The 20,797-nt window shown below is 65.5% G+C and carries 24 protein-coding genes; 15 read left to right on the top strand and 9 right to left on the bottom strand.

The features are described 5' to 3' along the window. Positions 1 to 2: 2 nt before the first annotated feature. Together AB1285_RS21910 and AB1285_RS21905 are read right to left on the bottom strand one after the other, a co-directional pair. Positions 3 to 941: an abortive infection family protein gene (locus tag AB1285_RS21910; protein ID WP_061682422.1), complete on the bottom strand. Its 939-nt coding sequence runs from the start codon at positions 939 to 941 to the stop codon at positions 3 to 5. 167 nt (positions 942 to 1,108) lie between these two features. After that, a complete protein-coding gene (locus tag AB1285_RS21905; protein WP_061682425.1) occupies positions 1,109 to 1,531 on the bottom strand; it encodes a hypothetical protein in 423 nt (140 codons plus the stop codon). Between the two features lie 95 nt (positions 1,532 to 1,626). Between AB1285_RS21905 and AB1285_RS21900 the strand changes: the two genes are divergently transcribed. Further along, positions 1,627 to 4,218, top strand: a complete 2,592-nt coding sequence (locus AB1285_RS21900) for a DEAD/DEAH box helicase family protein (RefSeq protein WP_061682427.1) — start codon at positions 1,627 to 1,629, stop codon at positions 4,216 to 4,218. 304 nt (positions 4,219 to 4,522) lie between these two features. Further along, positions 4,523 to 5,405 (top strand): IS5 family transposase gene (locus tag AB1285_RS21895; protein ID WP_246367098.1). Its coding sequence is split into 2 segments (ribosomal slippage): positions 4,523 to 4,876 and positions 4,878 to 5,405, totalling 882 coding nucleotides; the frame shifts between segments, so codons are not numbered across the junction. A gap of 19 nt (positions 5,406 to 5,424) precedes the next feature. On the opposite strand, the gene AB1285_RS21890 is transcribed toward AB1285_RS21895, so the two are convergent. Next, positions 5,425 to 5,805, bottom strand: a complete 381-nt coding sequence (locus AB1285_RS21890) for a MerR family transcriptional regulator (RefSeq protein WP_061682430.1) — start codon at positions 5,803 to 5,805, stop codon at positions 5,425 to 5,427. A gap of 159 nt (positions 5,806 to 5,964) precedes the next feature. Here AB1285_RS21890 and AB1285_RS21885 point away from each other — a divergent pair, with 159 nt between their 5' ends. Continuing rightward, positions 5,965 to 7,488, top strand: a complete 1,524-nt coding sequence (locus tag AB1285_RS21885; protein ID WP_061682431.1) for a SulP family inorganic anion transporter — start codon at positions 5,965 to 5,967, stop codon at positions 7,486 to 7,488. Here AB1285_RS21885 and AB1285_RS21880 read toward each other — a convergent pair. Further along, positions 7,485 to 7,952, bottom strand: a complete 468-nt coding sequence (locus AB1285_RS21880) for a hypothetical protein (protein ID WP_061682440.1) — start codon at positions 7,950 to 7,952, stop codon at positions 7,485 to 7,487. The two genes, AB1285_RS21885 and AB1285_RS21880, sit on opposite strands and share 4 nt — an antisense overlap. Positions 7,953 to 8,051: 99 nt before the next feature. On the opposite strand from AB1285_RS21880, the gene AB1285_RS21875 reads away from it, so the two are divergent. The 8 genes from AB1285_RS21875 (at position 8,052) to AB1285_RS21840 (ending at position 11,932) form a co-directional block, all read left to right on the top strand. Next, a complete protein-coding gene (locus tag AB1285_RS21875) occupies positions 8,052 to 8,297 on the top strand; it encodes a hypothetical protein (RefSeq protein WP_217585032.1) in 246 nt (81 codons plus the stop codon). 455 nt (positions 8,298 to 8,752) lie between these two features. Next, positions 8,753 to 9,628, top strand: coding sequence for an ArdC-like ssDNA-binding domain-containing protein (locus AB1285_RS21870; protein ID WP_193599309.1), 876 nt, complete (start codon positions 8,753 to 8,755; stop codon positions 9,626 to 9,628). A 105-nt stretch (positions 9,629 to 9,733) separates the two neighbouring features. Beyond that, positions 9,734 to 9,937: a hypothetical protein gene (locus AB1285_RS21865; protein ID WP_193599308.1), complete on the top strand. Its 204-nt coding sequence runs from the start codon at positions 9,734 to 9,736 to the stop codon at positions 9,935 to 9,937. Between the two features lie 10 nt (positions 9,938 to 9,947). Next, complete coding sequence (locus AB1285_RS21860) at positions 9,948 to 10,688, top strand: HNH endonuclease family protein (RefSeq protein ID WP_193599307.1); 741 nt, start codon at positions 9,948 to 9,950, stop codon at positions 10,686 to 10,688. Positions 10,689 to 10,715: 27 nt separating this feature from the next. Further along, entirely contained in the window at positions 10,716 to 11,126 is a 411-nt protein-coding gene (locus AB1285_RS21855; RefSeq protein WP_251448554.1) for a hypothetical protein, read from the top strand. A gap of 10 nt (positions 11,127 to 11,136) precedes the next feature. Further along, positions 11,137 to 11,379 carry a hypothetical protein gene (locus AB1285_RS21850; RefSeq protein ID WP_370428834.1) on the top strand — a complete coding sequence of 81 codons (243 nt, stop codon included), beginning with the start codon at positions 11,137 to 11,139 and terminating at the stop codon, positions 11,377 to 11,379. Further along, positions 11,376 to 11,660: a hypothetical protein gene (locus AB1285_RS21845; RefSeq protein WP_251448551.1), complete on the top strand. Its 285-nt coding sequence runs from the start codon at positions 11,376 to 11,378 to the stop codon at positions 11,658 to 11,660. Before AB1285_RS21850 ends, AB1285_RS21845 begins: the two co-directional genes overlap by 4 nt. Next, complete coding sequence (locus AB1285_RS21840; protein ID WP_251448548.1) at positions 11,657 to 11,932, top strand: hypothetical protein; 276 nt, start codon at positions 11,657 to 11,659, stop codon at positions 11,930 to 11,932. The genes AB1285_RS21845 and AB1285_RS21840 overlap by 4 nt, the downstream gene beginning before the upstream one ends. 479 nt (positions 11,933 to 12,411) lie before the next feature. Here AB1285_RS21840 and AB1285_RS21835 read toward each other — a convergent pair whose 3' ends face one another. Continuing rightward, positions 12,412 to 12,747, bottom strand: coding sequence for a hypothetical protein (locus tag AB1285_RS21835; protein ID WP_251448546.1), 336 nt, complete (start codon positions 12,745 to 12,747; stop codon positions 12,412 to 12,414). Further along, a complete protein-coding gene (locus tag AB1285_RS21830; protein WP_251448543.1) occupies positions 12,744 to 15,548 on the bottom strand; it encodes a DNA methyltransferase in 2,805 nt (934 codons plus the stop codon). The genes AB1285_RS21835 and AB1285_RS21830 overlap by 4 nt, the downstream gene beginning before the upstream one ends. Before the next feature lie 168 nt (positions 15,549 to 15,716). Here AB1285_RS21830 and AB1285_RS21825 point away from each other — a divergent pair, with 168 nt between their 5' ends. Genes AB1285_RS21825 through AB1285_RS21810 form a run of 4 tightly spaced genes read left to right on the top strand, consistent with a single transcriptional unit; the run spans position 15,717 to position 17,641 of the window. After that, on the top strand, positions 15,717 to 16,232 hold the full coding sequence (locus AB1285_RS21825; protein WP_193599299.1) for a hypothetical protein: 516 nt from the start codon (positions 15,717 to 15,719) through the stop codon (positions 16,230 to 16,232). Then, positions 16,229 to 17,182: a DUF3560 domain-containing protein gene (locus AB1285_RS21820; protein ID WP_251448541.1), complete on the top strand. Its 954-nt coding sequence runs from the start codon at positions 16,229 to 16,231 to the stop codon at positions 17,180 to 17,182. Before AB1285_RS21825 ends, AB1285_RS21820 begins: the two co-directional genes overlap by 4 nt. Continuing rightward, entirely contained in the window at positions 17,179 to 17,400 is a 222-nt protein-coding gene (locus AB1285_RS21815; protein ID WP_251448539.1) for a hypothetical protein, read from the top strand. Before AB1285_RS21820 ends, AB1285_RS21815 begins: the two co-directional genes overlap by 4 nt. 7 nt (positions 17,401 to 17,407) lie before the next feature. Beyond that, complete coding sequence (locus AB1285_RS21810; RefSeq protein WP_251448537.1) at positions 17,408 to 17,641, top strand: hypothetical protein; 234 nt, start codon at positions 17,408 to 17,410, stop codon at positions 17,639 to 17,641. Between the two features lie 69 nt (positions 17,642 to 17,710). Here AB1285_RS21810 and nrdH read toward each other — a convergent pair whose 3' ends face one another. The 3 genes from nrdH to AB1285_RS21795 are packed head-to-tail and all read right to left on the bottom strand — an operon-like array spanning position 17,711 to position 20,462. Continuing rightward, on the bottom strand, positions 17,711 to 17,971 hold the full coding sequence (nrdH, locus tag AB1285_RS21805) for a glutaredoxin-like protein NrdH (protein ID WP_193599295.1): 261 nt from the start codon (positions 17,969 to 17,971) through the stop codon (positions 17,711 to 17,713). Positions 17,972 to 18,022: 51 nt separating this feature from the next. Beyond that, positions 18,023 to 18,301 (bottom strand): hypothetical protein, encoded by a 279-nt coding sequence (locus AB1285_RS21800; RefSeq protein ID WP_193599294.1) that lies wholly within the window; start codon positions 18,299 to 18,301, stop codon positions 18,023 to 18,025. A gap of 55 nt (positions 18,302 to 18,356) precedes the next feature. After that, on the bottom strand, positions 18,357 to 20,462 hold the full coding sequence (locus tag AB1285_RS21795) for an FtsK/SpoIIIE domain-containing protein (protein WP_193599293.1): 2,106 nt from the start codon (positions 20,460 to 20,462) through the stop codon (positions 18,357 to 18,359). Positions 20,463 to 20,797 lie beyond the last annotated feature (335 nt).

The raw sequence follows: 20,797 nt of genomic DNA, 5'->3' as shown, positions 1-20,797 counted from the left end.
AGTCAGCTGGGGAGCTCCAACGCGCCAGACTCGATGCGCGCCTGCCACGTATCGAGGACGAACTCCGCGATTGTCACGGTTGCGTTCAGAGCGAGACGGGCATGGCGAGCAAGCGCTGCGCTGCGAGACGATTGCCCATGTCCGATTCCGAGCTCGTTGCGCAGCTCGGCAAGTGAGCTCACAGTCGTCACGAGCGTTCGGAGGATCTGCTGAGAGGTCTGGCTGGCGCGAGCCGACTCGGGGACGGCTTCCGCATTCAGAGCTAGCAGCTCGGCGACCTTGCGATACAGGCGCGGCACGTCGTCGTTGCCGCCGTAACTCACGCCACTGCGGTCCAGGATGATCTTGAACAGGCTCTCGAGCAGGTTCTTGCACGAGGAGATCGCCGCCGCCGGGTCAGCCACCAGCCCGGCCCGGATCCGAGTGAGATGCTCCTGAAGCACCGCAGGATCCGTGAGCGGCCGCTCGCTCAGACGCAACTCGGGCGCTGAGCCGTGAAACGCGTCGAGTCGCCGCCAGCCATAGACAGCGTGCCCGCTAATCCAATCGGAGGCATACAGTTCATACCCGTCGCGGGCCAGCGCCTCGTTGAAGCCCTTGAGGAGCGCCGCGACCTCCGATTCGTCGGAACGAACGAGGGGATGCAAGATCTCGGCGAGGAACGCGAGAACTACATCGTCATCACCATGCGCGAGGTTGAACCGACTGTCCGAGAAGACCCAGTCGTCGTCCCAGTCGTAGTTGTTCACGCGGTGCTGCCAGATGTCTCCATGCGCATCGCGATACCGCGTATCCGCGCTCGGCAAGCTGCTCAGATCGTAGAGGCGCCCAAGGAAGTCCGGCTCCTGGAGACGGCCCGACCAACCCAACCCTGACAGCGCGATCGAATCGAACAGCTTTCGACGCGTGATGGCAGAGATGCGATTGCGAGATGCCGGCATGCCACCGATGCTATGCACTCCGCAAGCCCGGCCTCGAGACGGTCGGGCCGCGCCCTCAAGCTCACTGCGATTGAGCACTGCACCAGACGACCAGGCCCGAACTTCATGGCAAGTTCAATGTCCCATTGGGCGGCCATGGCACTTGCTCGGAGCGGTGCCGTGCCGCTCTAAGCGTCGTCGATACCCATCGCGCGTCGGGTGGCGGCGTCCAGATCTGCCTGCTCCTGTGGCATCTTCTGGAGCATGGCCTCTACCGTCCGCTGGGAGTAGCCCTGAGCGTCTACGGATTCGCCGTCCTTCGTGAATATGAATCGCTTGCCATCGTGACGACGAACGAACGCCGTAATCACCTTCGCCAGACCGTGCAGGCCGCCGGCGCTGCCGGCAGCTATGCCGAGCACCTTGACTACTTCGATCCAATCAGTCGGATCATAGGAATGCTCCATGGCTGTGTTGTGGTCGATACCGTGCTCGTCGAGAAGCTTCAGGATCTCGTCGCTGTGCTCCGACGGGAAACGCAGCTGCAGGCTGTCGTCGCCGAGATGTCCTAGCGTGACCAGTATGGGTACGACTTCCTTGTCAGTGCTCATGGAGCAAGTGTTCCAGACCGTGAACGCTGTTCGAGCGGTGGTCTCAGTCGCGCACGAACGCTCCGCCCAGGGGCACCGACGAATTAGGGGGAACGATGGCGATCAAGAAGCGCTCGGATACGCAGTTGCGCGCTGAAACTCCGGAGAAGCTGTTCCCGCTACTGCGGAAGACGGGGGAAAACTCAGACACGCTATGGCCGCAGCAGGTCGATCTGCTGCGCGAGTATGCCGAGAAGCGCGTGGGTGCCCGGGATCTTGCGATCGAACTGCCGACTGGTACGGGGAAGACGTTGACCGGCCTTCTTATCGCGGACTGGCGGCGCCGCGAGGGTAAGGGGCGCGCCATCTTCGTCTGCCCAACCAAGCAGCTCGTGCGTCAAGTCGTAGCGGCAGCGGAGAAGGAAGGTATCGACGTCGTCGATCTCTCGGGGTCTTGGAAGCAGTGGGATCCGTCGGCTCAAAGCAAGTACGAGCGTGCGAAGGCTACGGCCGTGGTCCCCTACAGCTCGATCTTCAACACGTCTCCGAAGCTGATTGAGGCAGACATCATCGTGTTCGACGACGCGCACGCGGGCGAGCAGTACGTGTCAAAGGCGTACACCGTCGAAATACCACGCCACCTCTACGGGTCGATTTGGAGCGAGGCGCTGGAAGCGGTCGCACCGATGCTCCCCCAGGAGCGGTATCAGCAGCTCATCGGGAACACCCCCGGCGCAGGAACCCGTGAACTTGTTGACGGTCTCGTCCTCGCCCAACGCGACGACGCACTGCCGGGACTTGCACGTGCTCTCGGCGCCTTCGCGCGCGTTGACCGCTCCGATCGGTTCGCAGCAGCACAGAAATTCGCCTTCGACGCAATAGGAGGCCACCTCGCTGCCTGCACGCTCTACGTCTCCTGGTCGAAGATCGAAGCACGACCCGTCACCCCGCCAACATTCGAGAACTCGCTGTTCGCCTCGGCAACGCAACGGGTCTACCTCTCGGCGACGCTCGGAACCTCTGGCGAGTTGGAGCGCGCCTTCGGAAGGCCATCCGTCGCACGCTTGCACCGCCCCGAGGGAGCACCAACCCCCACCTCCGGACGTCGCTTCCTCGTATTCCCGCACTTGGTTCCTAATGCGGATCCAGACAAGCTCACCAAAGAACTCATCAAGTCGGTCGGGAAGTCCATCGTCATCACCCCGAGCGAGAAGGAGGCGGAGAACGCCAGCACAACGATCGTGCCCAAGAACTGGACTGTGTTCCGAAAAAGCGACGTCGAGGATTCGCTCGACGACTTTGCCGCGTCGACCAAGTCGGTCGCTTTGCTCGCCAACCGCTACGACGGCATCGATCTCCCCGGCAAGGCCTGCCGATCAGTAACGATGGCTGGATATCCCGGCGTCACCAACCTCCAGGAGCGGTTCTACGCTTCCCGTGCGCGCGCGGCCGCCGTCTCAGCCGAACGGGTACGGAGCCGCGTGGTTCAGGGCATCGGACGGTGCACCCGCGGCCCAAGGGACTGGGCACTCGTCATCGTCGCCGATAAAGAGACCACCACCTACCTTTCCCGCGAAGAAATGCGCGCAACACTGTCGCCTGACTTGCAGTCCGAAATCGAGTTCGGTCTGGACCAGTCCGATACGTCGCTCGACGACGTTCGAGAGAACGTCGCGATGTTCCTCGAGCAGGGCAAGCAGTGGCGAAGTGACCCAGAGGAAGAGCTCGCGCGAATCAGGGCTGCTGCCGTGCAGCATGAGCCCGCGGAGGCACCCGGACTCGCGGAGGCGGCGAAGCACGAGGTTGAAGCGATGGAGAGAATGTGGAACGCGGATTGGAAGGCGGCCAGCGAAAAGCTGCACCTCGCGGCGACCGCGTTGACCTCGTATCCAGCGGTGCGGGGCTACCAAGCCACGCTGCTGTTCCGAGCCGCGGTCACCATCGATAAGGCCGCCCGCGATGCAAACGACGAAGAATTGGCCGTCAGGGCGGACGCGCTTGCCGCGCAGGCGGTCGATGCCGCCAAGCCCGCTACGTGGATGGCAGCGTTCCTTCCGTTCCAAGGCCGGCAAGCTCTCGCCCCGAGCGCACAGCTTCTGAGTGCAGCATCACGGCTCAGCACCTATATAGACGGGGTGGGAAGTCCCGCGAAGCTCAAGACCGCGTTCGAGAACATGCTCGATGGCCTCTCGCAGATCGACCACAAGGCCTACGAACCCGCGCTCACACAGCTCGGGCTGTTCCTAGGGGCGCACGCGTTCAAGCCGAAGGGGAACTCGCGGACCGATTCTGCTTGGTGCTGGGACGAGACACAGTGGATCAGCGTCGAGGCGAAGAGCGAACACAAGATCGACGGCGTTATTGGTGTGACCGACACCCTGCAGGTGAACGGGCACCTCGCACTTGTGGCGGAAGACAGAGCGGTCGCGGTCCCCGAGATTAGCGCAGCGGTTATGGTCACCCCGCGCACGCTCGTCCATAAGGACGCGATCGCAGTTGCCGGCGGAGACAGCTACCGCGTGACACCCGACGACATCCGCGCACTCGCGACAGATACCGAGCGGCTCTGGGAAGGTCTGCAGCTACTGCGGAACATCAAAGTGGCGAGCGAACGTACCGATGGAGTTGTGAAGTTGCTCGATCAGCACCGGTTACGGCCGGAAGACGTTCTCGACAGGCTTACTGTCACACGTATCGGGGAGGTCTGACGGCAGCCATCCAGCCCGACACCCGCCGCGTCCTCATCGTGACCGAAGCACTCCACGACCCAGCTCCCACCGATGTTGACACGCTACGAAACGACCCCGCAAGAGCGCTCAAGCAGCACTGGCAGCCCGCCACCGGTTGCATCTCACAGGTGAGTGTCGACATACCGCCCGAGGATGTAGAAGTTCGACCAAGCTGAGTCGCCCGGGGCGCCGCTCTCAGTCACGCTGACGACATCGATTCCCTCGCGGTTTAGGGCGTGTTGATCAAGTCATCTGCCCTTGTCTCGGTGAGCCTTGAACGGTGATGCGACACGAGATCTCTGACGAGGCGTGGGCCGTGATGGAGCCGTTGATGCCGACGGTTACGGGCCGGTCGAGGCCGTGGACGAATCATCGGCTCGCTGTCGAGGGAATGGCGTGGAAGTACCGCACCGGCGCTCCCTGGCGGGACGTGCCGGAGCAGTATGGGAAGTGGAACTCCATTTACAAGCGGTTCAGCCGATGGGCCGCGGACGGCACCTGGGAGAAGCTGCTCGCGGAGGTCCAGAGGCAGGCAGATGCCGCCGGGAAGATTGACTGGGTGGTCTCGATCGACTCCACGATCGCGCGTGTGCATCAGCACGGCGCGACCCTGAAGCGGGACACAGGGGGCTCTACCGAATGACAGGAATCCGTGGGTCGAGCCGCCGGATCACGGGATCGGACGCTCTCGCGGCGGACTGACAACCAAGCTGCACATGGTCTGCGATGGCCGTGGCCGGCCGTTGGGCATGCTGATCACCGGCGGCAACGTCAACGACACCACGATGATGACCGCGGTCCTCGAAGACATTCGCGTGCCCCGCGCCGGTAAGGGTAGGCCCCGAACCCGCCCGGACCGGGTACTTGCCGACAAGGGCTACCCTTCGAAGGCGAACCGCGCCTGGCTTCGCAGCCGCGGGATCGCTGCGACCATCCCGGAGCGTGACGACCAGATCGCGCACCGCCGGAAGCGGCCGGGTCGGCCGATCGACTTCGGCGACCAGCAGCAAGCTCGCTACAAGGGGCGCAACGTGGTTGAGCGGTGCTTCAACCGGCTCAAGCAGTGGCGCGGGATCGCGATGCGCTCTGACAAACTCGCCCGCAACTACCGCGCCGCGATCTGTCTCGCCGGAACTTTAATCTGGGTCAAGACCGGCGCGCGCTGAGCGGACTTGGGTGAGCCGCTTACACCTTCGTGGAGCGGGCGTGAAGTTGAGCGACGAACTCCTCGGCGGCGGCGAGTTGGATTCTGAGACGGTCGCGCCGCTCGAGCGCCTCCTGCCGGACACTCTCAAACCGAGCATCAAGTTCCGGATCGCGCGGGTTGGCGTTGACCAGATTGATGAGGTCGAGCAGCTCACGCATCTGGTCGAGGCTGTAGCCGAGGGGTTTCATCCGGCGGATCAGCATCACCCGTGCCTCGTCGTCGGCGGTGTAGAGGCGGAACCCGCCATCGGTGCGTCCGGACGGAGTGACGAGACCGATCTCGTCGTAATGGCGGAGGGTGCGCAGTGACAGACCAGTGCGCTCGGCCAGTTCACCGATGTGCATCGCCGCGTCAGTCATGATCCCCGATTTCCTTCAACCCTCACGTTACGTTAGAGTCTCGTTGTTCGCTCGCACCCTGTCGTGCAGCATCCATCCTCTCCCGAATCTCTGAGACTTCCCGGCGCAACGGAGCGCCTTCCTGCGGGCTTACATCCCCGCCGACCACGAAGGAGCACCGTGACCGCCGTCGTGCCCACGCAAGATCCCGCCGCCCGCTACCGGATCGAACCGACCGTTCTGCAAGCGCTGCGCAGCCCCCGCATTCTCACCCGCGAAGTCCTCGCCGGACTGGTCGTCGCGATCGCGCTGATCCCCGAAGCGATCGCGTTCTCGATCATCGCCGGGGTCGACCCCCGGGTGGGGCTGTTCTCGTCGTTCGTGATGGCGGTCGCCATCGCATTCCTCGGCGGCCGGCCCGCGATGATCACCGCCGCAACCGGCGCCATCGCGCTGGTCATCGCCCCTGTTGCCCGCGAGTACGGGATGGACTACTTCATCGCCACCGTGATCCTCGGTGGGCTCATCCAGATCGTGCTGGCACTTCTCGGGGTGGCGAAGCTAATGCGGTTCATACCCCGCAGCGTCATGGTCGGGTTCGTCAACGCCCTCGCCATCCTCATCTTCATCTCGCAGATCCCGCAGCTGCTCGGGGTGCCCTGGATGGTCTACCCGCTCGTGGTCGCGGGCCTGCTCATCATGTATCTGATGCCGCTGCTGACCCGTGTCGTCCCGGCACCGCTGGTCGCGATCGTTCTGCTCACTGCCGCCGCTGTCGTGTTCGGTATCAGCGTCCCCACCGTCGGCGATCAGGGCCAACTCCCGCAGAGCCTGCCCGAACTGTTCATCCCGAACGTTCCGCTCACCCTGGACACCCTCGGCATCATCTTCCCGTTCGCCGCCGCGATGGCCATCGTCGGGCTCCTCGAATCCCTCATGACCGCGAAACTGGTCGATGACATCACCGACACCCACTCCCGAAAGACCCGCGAAGCGTGGGCTCAGGGGGCGGCGAACATCCTCTCCGGCGCGTTCGGTGGCATGGGCGGCTGCGCGATGATCGGGCAGACGATGATCAACGTGAAGGCATCCGGAGCCCGCACCCGCATCTCCACCTTCCTCGCCGGCGTGTTCCTCCTCGTCTTGGTGCTTGTGCTCGGCGACATCGTCGCCGTCATCCCCATGGCCGCCCTCGTCGCCGTGATGATCGTCGTCTCCGTCGCCACGTTCGACTGGCACAGCATCCGCCCCACCACCCTCAAGCGCATGCCGCTCAGCGAAACCCTCGTCATGGTCGTCACCGTCGGCATCACCGTGTGGACCCACAACCTCGCCATCGGCGTCGGCGTCGGCGTCATCGCCGCGATGATCCTCTTCGCCCGCCGCGTCGCGCACTTCACCACCGTCACCCGCGAGATCACCGACCAAGACGGCCAGCCCACCGCCCGTTACACCGTCGACGGAGAACTGTTCTTCGCCTCCAGCAACGACCTCACCACGCAGTTCGAATACACCCACGACCCCGACCGCGTTGTCGTCGACCTGACCCGCTCCCACGTCTGGGACGCATCCACCGTCGCCGCGCTCGACGCCATCCACACCAAATACGAACACCTCGGCAAGACCGTCACCTTCACCGGCATGAACGACGCCACCGCCCGATTCCACGGCCGCCTCACTGGCGGACTCGGCAACGCGCACTAACTGGACTCCAGCGACCCCGGCACTAAATCAACACGCCCTAGGGAGTTCACGGCGGATTGAGGATCGTGTGCGTCGGTAACGGCTGGATGCCCGCTGAACCGCCAGCTTCCGGCATCCTTCATTGAGTGCCTGTCGAACCGGCCGTACACCAGCACGTTCCGGACCGCCTCGCTCAACTGCTCCTTCTCGAGGGCTTCGTGCTCGCCATCTATGTATGCGATCGAGTCCGCATCGTGTCGTGAAGGCTCGCGCTCGTCGGGGAGCCAAGTGTCGGTGATCGCAAACGCAATCCCAGGACCAACAGCCAGCTGAATCGAGATCTCATCCCGATCATCGCGGTAGCCCGAGACTGGCCAGACTGCAGAGCGCCCCGCGGCCATGAAGTCGTGCGCTGCTGTCTGAAAGGTCGAGGCCAACTGATCAGAGATGGCTATAACGATCGAGCCGTAGTGCAGGTGCTTCATGTGTGCACCATATCGGCGCACGGCGACCCGCTTGGCTCGTGGGTCGGCTCGGTAGCCTGGCTCAACAAGCAAGTGCAACCAGAATCGAGCTTCATCTTGATGAGCGACGAACTCATTCGAATCGCGCTGACCTGGCCAGTGAGCACAATCGACGGAGAGCCTTCACTGACAAGCGGCATGCTCGTCGTGCTCCGAGAACCCGGAGGCGACTTCCTCCTGAGCGTCAGTGCTGGGGATGAGAACTTTCCAGACTGCGATGAGATCCAGTTCCCGTTGTCCGCAGAACATGCGCGGCTCGTCCAACGAGCTCTCGCCGGGGAACAACTAGGCGACATCGAGGACTGACTCTGTCAGTCGTAGCTCTTGTTGCTACAGCGAGTGCCGTCGGCGTTGAAATTCTCTCTCGCAGCGGTGATGACGCGGAACCCTGGACACGTCTCGAGTTAACGGCCAGCCCTGACGCGGCATCGGTCTACCCGTCGTACCGTTCCTGCACGGTTCTCACGATTGCGCGTCGAAGCCTTGCTGAATCCGGCTACACCGCAAGTGAGAACTGATGAATAGTGCTCCCTGCAAGAAGGTACTTGCACCAGACGCCTTCCCGCTCGGCAGCAGCACCCAGCGCCGGCGCATACCGATCACGCTGCCTCGCACCGCGTACCCCAAGTCGGCCACCGACATTCTGCAGGGCTGACCGCCTCCCGCTGGCCCGCTCAGAACCGGTGTTGACGCATTGTCCGCCCACCCCTTAGAGTAGTGAATGTCACATTCACTACTTGTCCACTTTGAGGGAGGACTCCATGCCCACCAAGACCCGCCGTTCCAGCACCACCCGGCGCACCCCGGAAGAGCGCCGCGCGCAAGCCGAAGCGCTACACGCCCAGCTCACCGCCCAGGTCACCACACTCGCCGAGAGCGAGAACTGGAAGGCCTGGCTGCGGTTCGCCCGCATTGTCCGGCGCCGCTCATTCTCCAACCAGATGCTCATCCTCGCGCAGGGCGGCACCTACTGCCTCGGCTACCGCCAGTGGGAGAGCCTCGGCCGACACGTCGTCAAGGGCGCGAAGTCGATCAAGATCTTCGGCTACTCCACCAAGCGCATCGTCGAGGTCGACGAGACCACCGGCGAGGAGTCCACCAGCAGCCGGGTGATCTACCCCGTACTCTCCGTCTTCGACGTCACCGACACCGAGGGAGAGCCGCTTCCCGAGCAGCCCGCCGTCTACCTCGAGGGAGACGACGTCGCCGGGCTGTTCGACCAGCTCGCCGTCTACATCACCGGCCAGGGGTGGAACGTCGCGCTCGAGGACATCGAGCAGGACGGACTCAACGGGTACACCGATGGCCTCACCCGACAGATCCGCGTCGACGCGAAGATGGCGCCGGCCATGCGAGTCAAGACCCTCCTGCACGAGATCGGCCACGCACTCCTGCACTTCGACGAGGGCAGCACGCGCGAGCACCGCGGCGTGATCGAGACCGAGGCCGAGTCGGTCGCCTACTGCGCCGGTGGACTCCTCGGACTCGACACCAGCGCGTGGTCGATCGGTTACGTCGCGGGATGGGCCGGCGGCGACGTCGACCTCATCCGCAGCGTCGCCGGCAACGTCCTCCGCGCCGTCAACGCGATCGCCGACGCCATGCTCGGCGAGGAGAGCCAGGAAACGGCCGCGTAGCCGGATCCGGGGACGGGCCCGCCCATGCCCGTCCCCGGATCACCCCTGTCCGCGAACACCCCCAACCGCGGCCTATACCCCTAGACGCACTCACCCGGAGGAACCATGGATCTCGCCCTCAGCACCGCGCGCGACTTCGCTCCCCTGCTGCTGGGCAGTGGTGGTCTCGTCGGCATCCTCGTCACCCTCGACACCATCCGGCGCGCCGAGCGCACCGTGCGGCGCACCCTCAAACTCCTCGCCAGCCTCGCCATCAGTGCAGCCGCGCTCGTCGCGGCCGTCGTCCTCGGCGCCATCCTCTTCCTCTGAACGGACCACCATGACCCGCCGCACCACCCGCACCGCATCCGCCGCCGGCGCCCTGGTCGTCGCACTGCTCGCCGGCGCGATCGCCCTCACCACGCAGGCCGCCAGCAGCAGTCCCGCTGCGACGATCGAGACCCCACCCCCCGCATCCGCCGCACCGCCGGCAACGCCATCGGCTGACCTCACGGCAGAAGCCACCGCGAGCCTCGAGCAGCTCGAGCAGCTGGACATCGCCGAGGCTGACAATCAGGACACCTATCAGCGCGACGCCTTCGGGCAACGCTGGGCCGACATCGACCGCAACGGCTGCGACCAGCGCAACGATGCGCTCGCGGCCGCGCTCGAGGACATCACCACCAAGCCCGGCACCCACGACTGCGTCGTCCTCACCGGAACGCTGCACGACCCGTACACCGGGCTCACGATCACCTTCCAGCGCGGACAGGGCACCAGCGAGCTCGTGCAGATCGACCACATCGTGCCCCTCGCCTGGGTATGGCGCCAGGGCGCCGACGAATGGGACGAGACGCAGCGCGAACACTTCGCCAACGACCCGCTCAACCTGCAGGCCACGGACGGCAGCGCCAATCAGTCCAAGAGCGACCGCGGGCCCGCCGAGTGGATGCCCCCGGCCGCGGACTACGGATGCGTCTACGCATCCCGCTTCGTCGACGTCCTCGCCGCGTACCAGCTGACGGTCAATCCGGCCGACTACACCGCCCTCCGCGCGCAGCTCACCAGCTGCGCCGCTTGACCCACACACCGAGAGGACCAGACACCGATGAGCACGCTCAACAACATCGTCATCACCGACGACACCGGCACCCGATACAACGACCTCTTCACCGACATCCCGCTCGACAGCTACGAGATCACCCGCTCCTCAGTCGGATTCCATTCCGTCGACGCGATCGTGCCGGCAGACCCCTACTCGCCCCGCGCCTCCGAAGAGGGCCCGCTCGGCGCGCTGCTCCTTCGCTGGGCGCAGGCGCACGTCGCCGGCCGCAACTACATCATCAGCTGGCAATACATCGACGCGCACGACGTCCATACCGTCGCTGTCGCCGACACCGCCACCCGCGAGCTGCACTTCGTCAATCTGTTCGGCCACGTCATCGCCGGCCGACGTAGCTATCGTCTCCGCGAGCTCGCCGACGCGCTCGACCTCCTGATCGACGCCACCTTCGACTGAGGAGCCGGCGATGCTATCCGACGAGGTCGCCAAGAGGATCGTCCACGGCAGCCCCGAGGGCTACGACCTCGGATGCCAGACCCGCGCCGGATGCGCCAACCACCACCACCCCACACTCATGACGTGCTTCGCCGCCGCCATAGCCGTCCGGGACGACTGGCTCCTCGCCAAGCTGCCCCGCAACGAACCCATCCCCAAGTCCGCTCGACGACTGCGTCGCCCATCCCCCGCCGCACGGAAGGAAGTCCCATGACCGACCCCGAGCTCGCCCCGTGGCCCGCGCTGCACATCGGAGACCGCACCCTCATCAGGGAACGCGGCACTGCACGAGAGCTCACGGTCGACGTCGTCACCCTCCTCGAACCGATCGAGGGTGAGGGAGCAGGTTTCGTCGACGACCGCGGCCGCGTCATCCGTCACCACTTCTACGACGCCCGCCCCATCGCTCCTGACGCCGACCTTGCCGACCCGCGCGACGTCGACGCGCGCTTTGCCCAACTGACCGCCGAGCTCCTGAACATGAGGACACGATGACCACGCCGTTGACCACCGCCGAGATCCGCCTGCTGCACCAGGCGCTCGAGCTTGCCGCCGGCTACGCGAACAACGAGCGAGACGAAGCCGCGATCCTCGAGCTCAGCGCCCGCATCCGCCGGGCACAGAAGACCATCCCGGCCGCACCGGACGCGCACACCACGATCCTCGCGACGATCGACGCCATCAAGCGCGCCGGCCGGCACGAACAGCTCACCCCGCAGCTGCTCGACAGAGTCGCGGACGAGCTCCTGCAATCCCCCCCGCTCTGACCGCCCCGCGCGGTACACTAAGGCGCGGCACCCGGCTGTTGAGCAGGTTCCCTCCCGCCCCTCGGGGCGATGGCTCCTCCTCAGTTGGATCGTTGGTGAATGTGACAATTTCCACGCTCCGGCCGGGTGCCGTTTCTCTTGCCCCGGCGGCACGCGATCATCGACGATTACTAACCGGAGGGCCGGTCGCCCTCACATACTCAGACCAGGTGCACTCAACCGCGAGACGCATCGCATCGTCCGGGAAGTAGCCGATCAACACTCGCCGATCGGGATCTCGATCAAACGTCACCGACCGCAACAGCCTGCGGCCGCGGATCTCGACATGGCGGATAATCGCGATCCGCTTACTGTGATCGAACACGTACCAGATCCCCGGCTCCGGTGACGCCTGCAGCTGAGACATCGGAGACCAGTGCTGCACCACAACAGCGAACCTTATGCTGACGCACTGACAACCGCGCGCTGAGCCGCTGCCGTCAGCTCGTCAACGGCGCGCCGGATCCGTAGGCATCGTGGTCATACCGTTGTAGCGCAGCAACGACCTTGGCGCTCGTGATCTCATAGCGGGCGACAGCCGCCGCGGCACCCCGGAACAGCGCAGCGTTGGGATACACGCGGCCGCACACCGGGCACACCGCGAACTCGTTCGGATCGGACGAACCCGCCGCATCGAAGGTAAGGCACCCGTGACGATCGGCACTTCGCCAATCCTGGGTAGCCGAATCATTGCCGCAAGCGCAGACCTGATTTTCGCCGTCCTCATCAACCGTCGCGATCCCGTCGACGGGGACGGTCGGGTACGGCCAGTTCACGACGCCGCGCTCACGGCTCTCGCCTTACGGGGACGCTTCTTCGGCATCGCGAGCTCATTCGCTGTAGTGAGCTTCGCGAAGCTGGCGAACAGCGCTCGCAACCGGTCAGCTTCCGTTGCTGCTCCACGCAGCCCCAGAGTCTTGTCGACAGCAGCGTCGAGTTCGCGGTGGGCACGGAGCAGCTCGGGCGACATCGCCAGGGGGTTGTAGTGGTCTGCGAGCGAGCGTTCTGGGCGTAGCGCTCTCGCATCCAGAACGGCTCGGCCGCCGGCGATGATCGCGGCACGCTGTGAATCGGTGATGGCAGGCAGCGGGAAGGTGTTCCACGTCAGGGTGCTCGAGAAGCGCAGACGAGACTCGAGGCGGCCTCCGATGGTGCGCTGCCAGGTGATGAATGCCGAAGACGAGATCACTGCGAACGCGAGGCCGTCCGGGTCATCTGCTTTGAAGTTGGCGTCACCGCAGATCACATCCGGGGTGAACAGGGCTGTCGGGAAGAACTTGCGGGTCTCGCTCGCATGCCGCGGCACGCAGACATAGGGCGTGTCGGGCTGCGACCTTTGACCGAATAGGTGCGGCGTTTCCGCCATCTGCCGAGTGGACTCGGCCCTCGATGCTGCGCGGAACTGGCGCACGGCATCCAGCCGCCGGCGGAGTATCGGTGAGCGGGCAATGTCGCTGGGGTCCAGATCGACGAGCCACAGACACCACCGGGGCTCGTTGTGGATGAGCTGCCGGGCGCCGACGAACGGTCGGACGTACTTCGCGGCGATCGGATCCGCCATGACCTCCGCGTAGTCGCCTGGCTCGATCAGGAGGTTGCCGTCGTCACGAGCCATGTTCCCGAACACCATTGGAGGAAGCGCCGAGGCCAGTGGGCTTCGGCGCTGATCGACCAGGACAATCGGGCCGTCCACCAGGTAGCCGTTGAGCTGATCCACCACGGGGATCTCGACGGGCTCGCCTTTGAGGTTTCCGGAGTAGTCAAACAGCCGCGCCCTCTTCCTCGACGGCCGGTCGAATCCGATCACCGAACAATGCACTGCCGCGGCACCGGGCGCCTCACTGGACCAGGCGAATGTCCGATGTGCGAACTTGACTCGCCACCCTGCGGCGAACACAGGGCCGAAGAGCGCCGGCACAGGCTCCCCCTGCGCGATCGAGTTCGTCGAGACGAAGGCGAACTCGCCCCGGTAGCCGGGACGGCCGAGCAACTCGAGCGCCTTCGCATACCAGCCGGTGACGTAGTCCAGCCGCCCAATGTCGTCCCGCCGCCACACGTCGCGCAGTTCCTGCGCTTGCTCTGACGAGCGGGTGGCGTGGCCGAGGAAGGGTGGGTTTCCCATGATGTACAGGTGCTCGGTCGGTCCTAGGACGGTTGCCCAATCGACGCGCAGCGCGTTGCCGACGACGATGCTCTTGATCTTGTCCAGTGGCAGCGGATCGGGCGCAGATCCTAGCGCCAGCTCCATCGCCTGGTTCGCCTGGTGCTCCACCAGGTGCAGTGCCGTCGCTGCGATCTGGGCAGGCCATTCCTCGAGCTCAATCCCGTGGAAGCTCGATAGCCGCACGGCCAGGTGCTCCTCGGTGAAGAACATCGTGCGGGCCGTCTCGCCGGACAACTCCTGGATCCGCAGCAGAACCTCAAGATCGAGTGCTCGCATCTGCCGGTAACCGACCACCAGAAAGTTGCCGCAGCCGCACGCTGGATCCAGGAACCGCATCAGCCCCATGTCGGCACGCAACTTCTTGAGCTTGGCGGTGTCGTGATATCCGTCCGTGAACCGCTGCCGCAGTTCATCGAGGAACATCGGGCCGATGACCTTCATGATGTTGGTCTCGGTTGTGTAGTGTTCACCGAGCTCACGCCGAGCTGCCTTGTCTTTGACAGCCTGGAAGAGGCTGCCGAAGATGGCCGGCGAGATCGCAGACCAGTTGAACATCGCCGCCGAGATCAGCCGGTCACGCATGCCGGCATCGAACGACGGGATCGACACCGATTCCTCAAAGACCCCGCCGTTGACGTAGGGGAACCGCGAGATTAGCTCGTCGAGGTTCGACTGCCGACGAGACGGCTCGCGCCCCATGACCTGGTACAACAACGACAGCTGAGGCCCGAGGTCGGAACCATCCGTCGCGGTGCGGGTCTCGAGGAACTCGAGGAACAGATCGCGATCCCACACTCCGGCGTCATCAGCGTAGAGGGCGAACAAGGTGCGCACCAGGAACACCGACGCCTCGTGATCGTCGTACCCAGACCCCTCGAGAGCCTCGTAGAGGGACGCCATCAGCTTCGCCGCTTTGATTGACGCCGACTCCTGCGCCTTCGATCCGAAGGTGCGCTCACCGTACCCGGCGAGGAACGCCAGCGCGTCGGCACGATCCCGCATCTGGGTCAGGGTGAACTCCTGCACGCCCTCGCTCTCAGCGTGAAGGTCGAGCAGGCGGAACCGGCGGAAGTCGCTCGTGATGACCCACCGAGGAACCTCCGGGTCGGGAAGGTCGTCGATGTAGTCGAGCGCCTGCTGCTCGGCCGCAACGAGATCTTTGCCGGCCGACTTCATCTCGATAAGTGCGAGACCAGGGATCAGCGCGTCGATGTATCCGCGCGAGCCGGTCGATGAGCGCTTGACGCGCTTCTCGTAGAACGCCGCGCGGGTCTGGGTGATCCCGTACACGCCGAGCAGATCCCGAACGAAAGATTGCGCTTGCTGTCGCTCGTCGCCGGGCTCATCCTGCCAATCGCGGGTGAATTGCGCAGCGCGGGCTCGGATCTCATTCATCGACAGTGACTTCGGCACGATCCCAACGGTATCCGCCCAGGCCCCTCTCGCCTCATACCACCCACCCTGCCCACGGCGTGGCTGGGGATGCTGCGGCGGCATCATCATCATCATGCATTGACATGGGTGACTACCGGCCCTAGGGTAGTGAATGTCACATTCACCACCTACCGAGGGGGTCTCATCATGCGCGCGTTTCCCGTGAACCGCGACACCATCGACCTGCTGGTCACCGCCGCCTACATTTCCACGCCCGCCTACCGCAGCAACACTCCGCGCGAGCTCGCGGAGAACGCCGACCGGATGGGTCAGAGCCTCTGGGACGAGAACTACGCGAGCGTCAGCTACGCGATCAAGCAGCACATCGCCGCACCGCGCTACGAATGGCAGCCGGTCGCCGAGATCGTCCCCATGGCCGATGACGAGCAGGCGTTGCAGATCGAGCGCAGCCGTCTCTTACTCGCCGAAGTCTCCTGCCACCACCCCGGATGGGATCAGTCCCCTGCGCGTGACCTCGTCGAACGCCTCGGCGACGCGATCGCACGTCGGTTCGCCCACCGGACGCTCGTCGACTCCCCCGACCACCTGGGCGTGAAGGAGTACGAGGGCCTGCACCGCGCCGCGGAGGTCTGGGAACGGGAGATCGGGTTCCGTCACCCGCTCGCCCACGACGCGGCCGCGCGGGAAGGGAGCCGGCCATGACGCTCACGATCATCCACGCTGCCGCGGAAGGCACCCTCATCGAAGGGACCAGCCGGGGCGACGGCACGGCCGATGCTCTCAAGGCCAACGGCTGGCGGTGGAGCCGGGCGCTCGGATCCTGGTACATCCCCCACTCCCGCGACCGCGAACCGAAGACCGCGATCATCAACCGCACCGCCGAGCAGCTCACCTCTGCCGGGTTCGTTGTCGAGATTTCGATCGACTATGAACGCCGGGCTGCGGCCGTCGTCGAGGCTGACCTGGTCGACCGCAGGGACGACCGCGCTGCCGCACTGTCGGAGCGCGCCGCTCGGCGCCAACAGGACGCCACAGAGGAGGCGGAGCGCGCAGCACGCGCGCTGCGACGTCTCCCTGAAGGTGGCGAGCCCATCAAGGTCGGACACCACTCGGAGGCCGGCCACCGCCGAGCGATCGCGAAGGCGGACGCGGCGATCCGCCGCTCGATCGACGCCGACGCGGAGGCACGGCGCGCCCAGGTGCGTGCCGACATCGCGGCCGCGTCGAACGATGCGCGGTACGCGCCGATCACTGTGGCGAACCGGATCGAGAAGCTCCGTGCAGACCTTGCCGGGATCCGTCGACGTCTCGACGGTTCCCGACGCACCCTCCCCGGCGGGTATGTCGAGGTCACGGTCGCAGCGACCGGCGCCTACGCCGAGCGGCTCGAGCGGGAGCTGGCCGCGACCGATGATCAGCTCATCTACTGGCAGGAGGTCCGGGCCGAGCAGATCGCGACCGGTGTCGCCACCGACCACAGCAGGGACACCATCGACGTCGGGGACCAGATCAAGTACTTCGGTAGCTGGTGCACCGTCACGCGCACAAACCCGAAGAGCGTCACGATCGTCGACGCCTACGGCCACCGTGGCACCGTCCCGTACACGCATATCCGCGAGCACCGTGCCGGCCAGAGCGGGGCGAGCTCATGACCATCGCCGCCCGTCCCCGCACGATCCCGGAGCCCACGACTCGTTGGCTCCGCCGGCTCGCGATCGCGCTGCTGTACATCGCGGCCGCGGTCCTCGCTGGGTGGCTCGGGATCCTCGCCGCGCCGATCCTTGATCGCATCATCATCACCGCTGTAGCGGTGATCCTCGTCCCCCTCACCATCGCGCTCGTGATCGACTTCTTCCGCAATCCTGATTGAGCGTCCGATGCCCGCCTACAAGGTTCAGTGGCAGCAGCGCGTTGACGTCACCGCCACCGTCACTGTGGAGCTCGACGAGCTCGCAGCATGGGCCTGCGAGCATCTCGGGCTGCGCACGCTCGACGTCGGCACGCCGACGGATGCAGCGCCGGTCGGGGTTCGGCGGATGCTCGAGCTGAACAGGCCTCTCCGGGAGGAGCTGCTGCAGCGGTGGGCAGCGGCGCACATGCCGCACAGATGATGTCCCACTCGGACGAGCAGAGCAGAGGCCCCGCCGGCGAAGAGCTGCCGGCGGGGCCTCTGCTGTCAGTCACGCGAGCCGCTGCGCGAGCTCGTCGATCTTGTCGGGACGGAAGCCCGACCAGTGATCCTCATCCGTGATGACGACCGGCGCCTGCAGATAGCCGAGCGACTTGACCTGCTCGAGCGCCGCGGCGTCCTCGCTGAGGTCGACGACGTCGTAGTCGATGCCCTTCGCATCCAGTGCGCGATACGTCGCGGTGCACTGCACGCACGATGGCTTCGTGAACAGCGTGATCGACTTGTCGCCGTTCGTCAGTGTGGTTGTCATGGGTGATCTCTCCTCCTTTCTGGGTCTCGTTTGCTGAGCATGGCGGACAGCTCAGACACGGGCAGCCGCGCGGCGCTTGAGCCACACGATGAGCGCGATCGCACCGATCAGGATCGCGAGAATGACGAGGATCTGCCCCCAGCCGAGCCCAACGCCGTCGACGACAGCGATCGCCACGGCATCGCCCTGCTCGAGCAAGTGGTACTGCAGCATCCACGCGCGCAGCGGATCGAGGAACATCCCCAGCGACACGGCGCCGCTAGCCAGGACGAGCACGGCGATCAGCAGCAGCGAGATCCAGTCGTCTTCCGACACGCTCTGGTTCGACATCCGGCTCATCCCTTCTCTCGGGGCCAGGTGGCCCGCAGCGTCATGGCGGCCACGATCACGCAGCCTCGGGTCGGCGGTAGCTGACCACCGAGTTGTCGAAGACCGTCAGCAACCCGTCCTCGCCGTTGTCGAGGTCGCGGTACTCGATCGCGAGGTACTCGTCGTCGACGACATCGGGCTCCACACCCTCGATCACGGCCCACAGGCCCAAGGCCGAGTCGACGAGCAGGAGATCTCCGACCTCGAGCTCCACCGCGGGCCCCTCGAGCGATTCGCCGTACCCGTCGCCGTCCGCGGCCGCGTCGACGTCAGGTGTCTCGTCGTCGACATCGGGGACGAACCTGACTCGCTCGCGCGGGTCCAGCGGAGTGACGTTCGCGGGGCGGAGGGGTTCGTGCTTGCTCGTCGACGAGGCCGCGGGATCCCACGGGACGATCTCGGCCGAAGCCCACTGGAAGTAGTCGGGCTCGATCTCCTCGCCCTCGCCATCGTCGGTGAGCTCCGCTTCCGGGTCGCGCACCATCATCCGCTCGTAGTCCGCGACCTCGGGGCGCAGCGCCGCCAGGTGATCCCAGTCGCCCTTGTCGGTGGAGTCGAGCTTCGCTGGATCCGGCGTGTAGAACGCCTGGATCTCAACGGGGAGGGACTCGGCGTTCAGGGTGACGCCACGGCCGCGCTTGTTGCGCGGGATCGCGACACCGACCGCGAAGCTGTCCCACATCATGTTGGCGCCCTGCGGAGAGAGACGGCCGAAGCTGACGCGGGCGCCGAAGTTGTCTCGCATCTCACCGCCGAGGAACTCGACGTCGGGACGCTGCAGGCCCAGCAGGATGTGGATCTTCGCGGATCGCGCCAGGCGGGCGAGGTCGGAGAGCAGATCGAGGACGGGAGCCTGCGCTGGCGCCCCCTTGGGCTTGACCGTCTTGTACCACCGCTGCACGCGCGCCTTGAACGTCGCGTACTCGTCGATGATCAGGGCGAGCGGGTCGAAGTCCTCGAGACGGGCCGTGCCGTTCTCGAGCTGCGAGTACCGCTCCTCCATGAGCTCGTGCGCGGCATGCAGCATCCGCACCTGGTGCTCCACGCGCGCGCCGACGAGCTCGACGTTGGGCCAGTCCCGGAACCCGGCGAACTCGATCCTCTTCCCATCGAGTACCCACACCCGCCAGTGCGCGTGCGCCAGGTGGGTGAGCACCGTGTGCTGAAAGCTGGTCTTGCCCGATCCGGTGCCACCGATGACGAGGCAGTGCGGAGAGACCGCCGGATGCCACGACTGGATCTGGCCGTCCTCGTCGGGGCCGATCGGGATCCTGAACGCCTTGTAGGCGGCATGGGTGAGCGCGGCTGCGGGCTCCACTTCGTGCAGGACCATGTCTGGCATCGTCGGCCGGACCTCGAACGTGATCTTGTCGCCTTCGAGATCCCAGTGCGCCCGCCACCGGCCGGGAAGCATCGAAGAGACCACCTTCTCGACCTGAGAGCGTCGGGCGGCGATGGCCATCTTCGGCCCCACGTTGTGCTTGACCTCGATCTTCGAGACCGATCCGTCCTCGGCGCTCTTCACAGAGACGTTCGCGCTCGGGTCGATGACCAGCTTGACGACCTCGATCGCGCGCTGCTGCTCGCGGGAGATCGGATCGCTGGCTGGGGCGAGCTCGACGACGAGCACGCAGCGCCTCGAGTTGTGCTTGCGCACCCGGTACTCCGCTCCGAGCCGGCGGGCCAGGCCGGCGAGGATCTGATCGACGAAGCGAGGATCGGTGTCGTCGACGTGTGAGGCGTATCGGATCTTGATGCGCTCCGGGAGTCCCACCCATCCGCGGGTCCACTTCACCGGCTCGACGAGCGCGCGCGTCGGCTGCGCCGCGCCGAGCAGTGGAAGCACCGCCTCGATCGCCGGGTCCATCCGACCCTCACGCTGGAAGGTGCGCACACCGGACACGACGGCGGCGGCGGCGAGCAGCACCGCGACGACCCACAGCAGCGGAACCAGATCGGTGAACGGCCGCACCGCGTTCAGCCCCGTCACTGCCGTCGCCAGAGCGATGCACAGCAGCGCCGGGATGATCCCGGTCAGCTGACGTCGGGGAAGAACACCCAACGCCACCGCTGCCGGTGCGGGCGGTCGTGCCGGCGGACGTGATGCCACACGAGTTGCCATTCGAGCCTCCTGAGCGGGCCGAGTACTTCACGACCCTCTTGCGAGGTATAGGCCGGCGATCGGCTCCTTCGCGGACATCGCGGATTCTCCGCGTGCCCTGACGCACTCGTGATGTCCCCTACGCCAGAGTGAGCCCGAGGAGATCGAGACGGTGGACTGGAAACGGGTATTGCGCCACATCGCGGCGCGCATGAGCGCAATACCTCCGCTACACCCGCGCTTGACACGGGTGATAGGATCAAGCCCGATTGGCGTTCTGCCGCAGGCACGGTTGTCGAATCGAGCTTGACCCCCTCCCCCTGGGAAATATTTCCAGCAGCAACCCTCGCGCAGGT

This window comes from Microbacterium sp. NRRL B-14842 (assembly GCF_050470785.1).
Note: the sequence above shows the minus strand (reverse complement) of the source record. Positions and strands in the feature narration are given on the sequence as shown.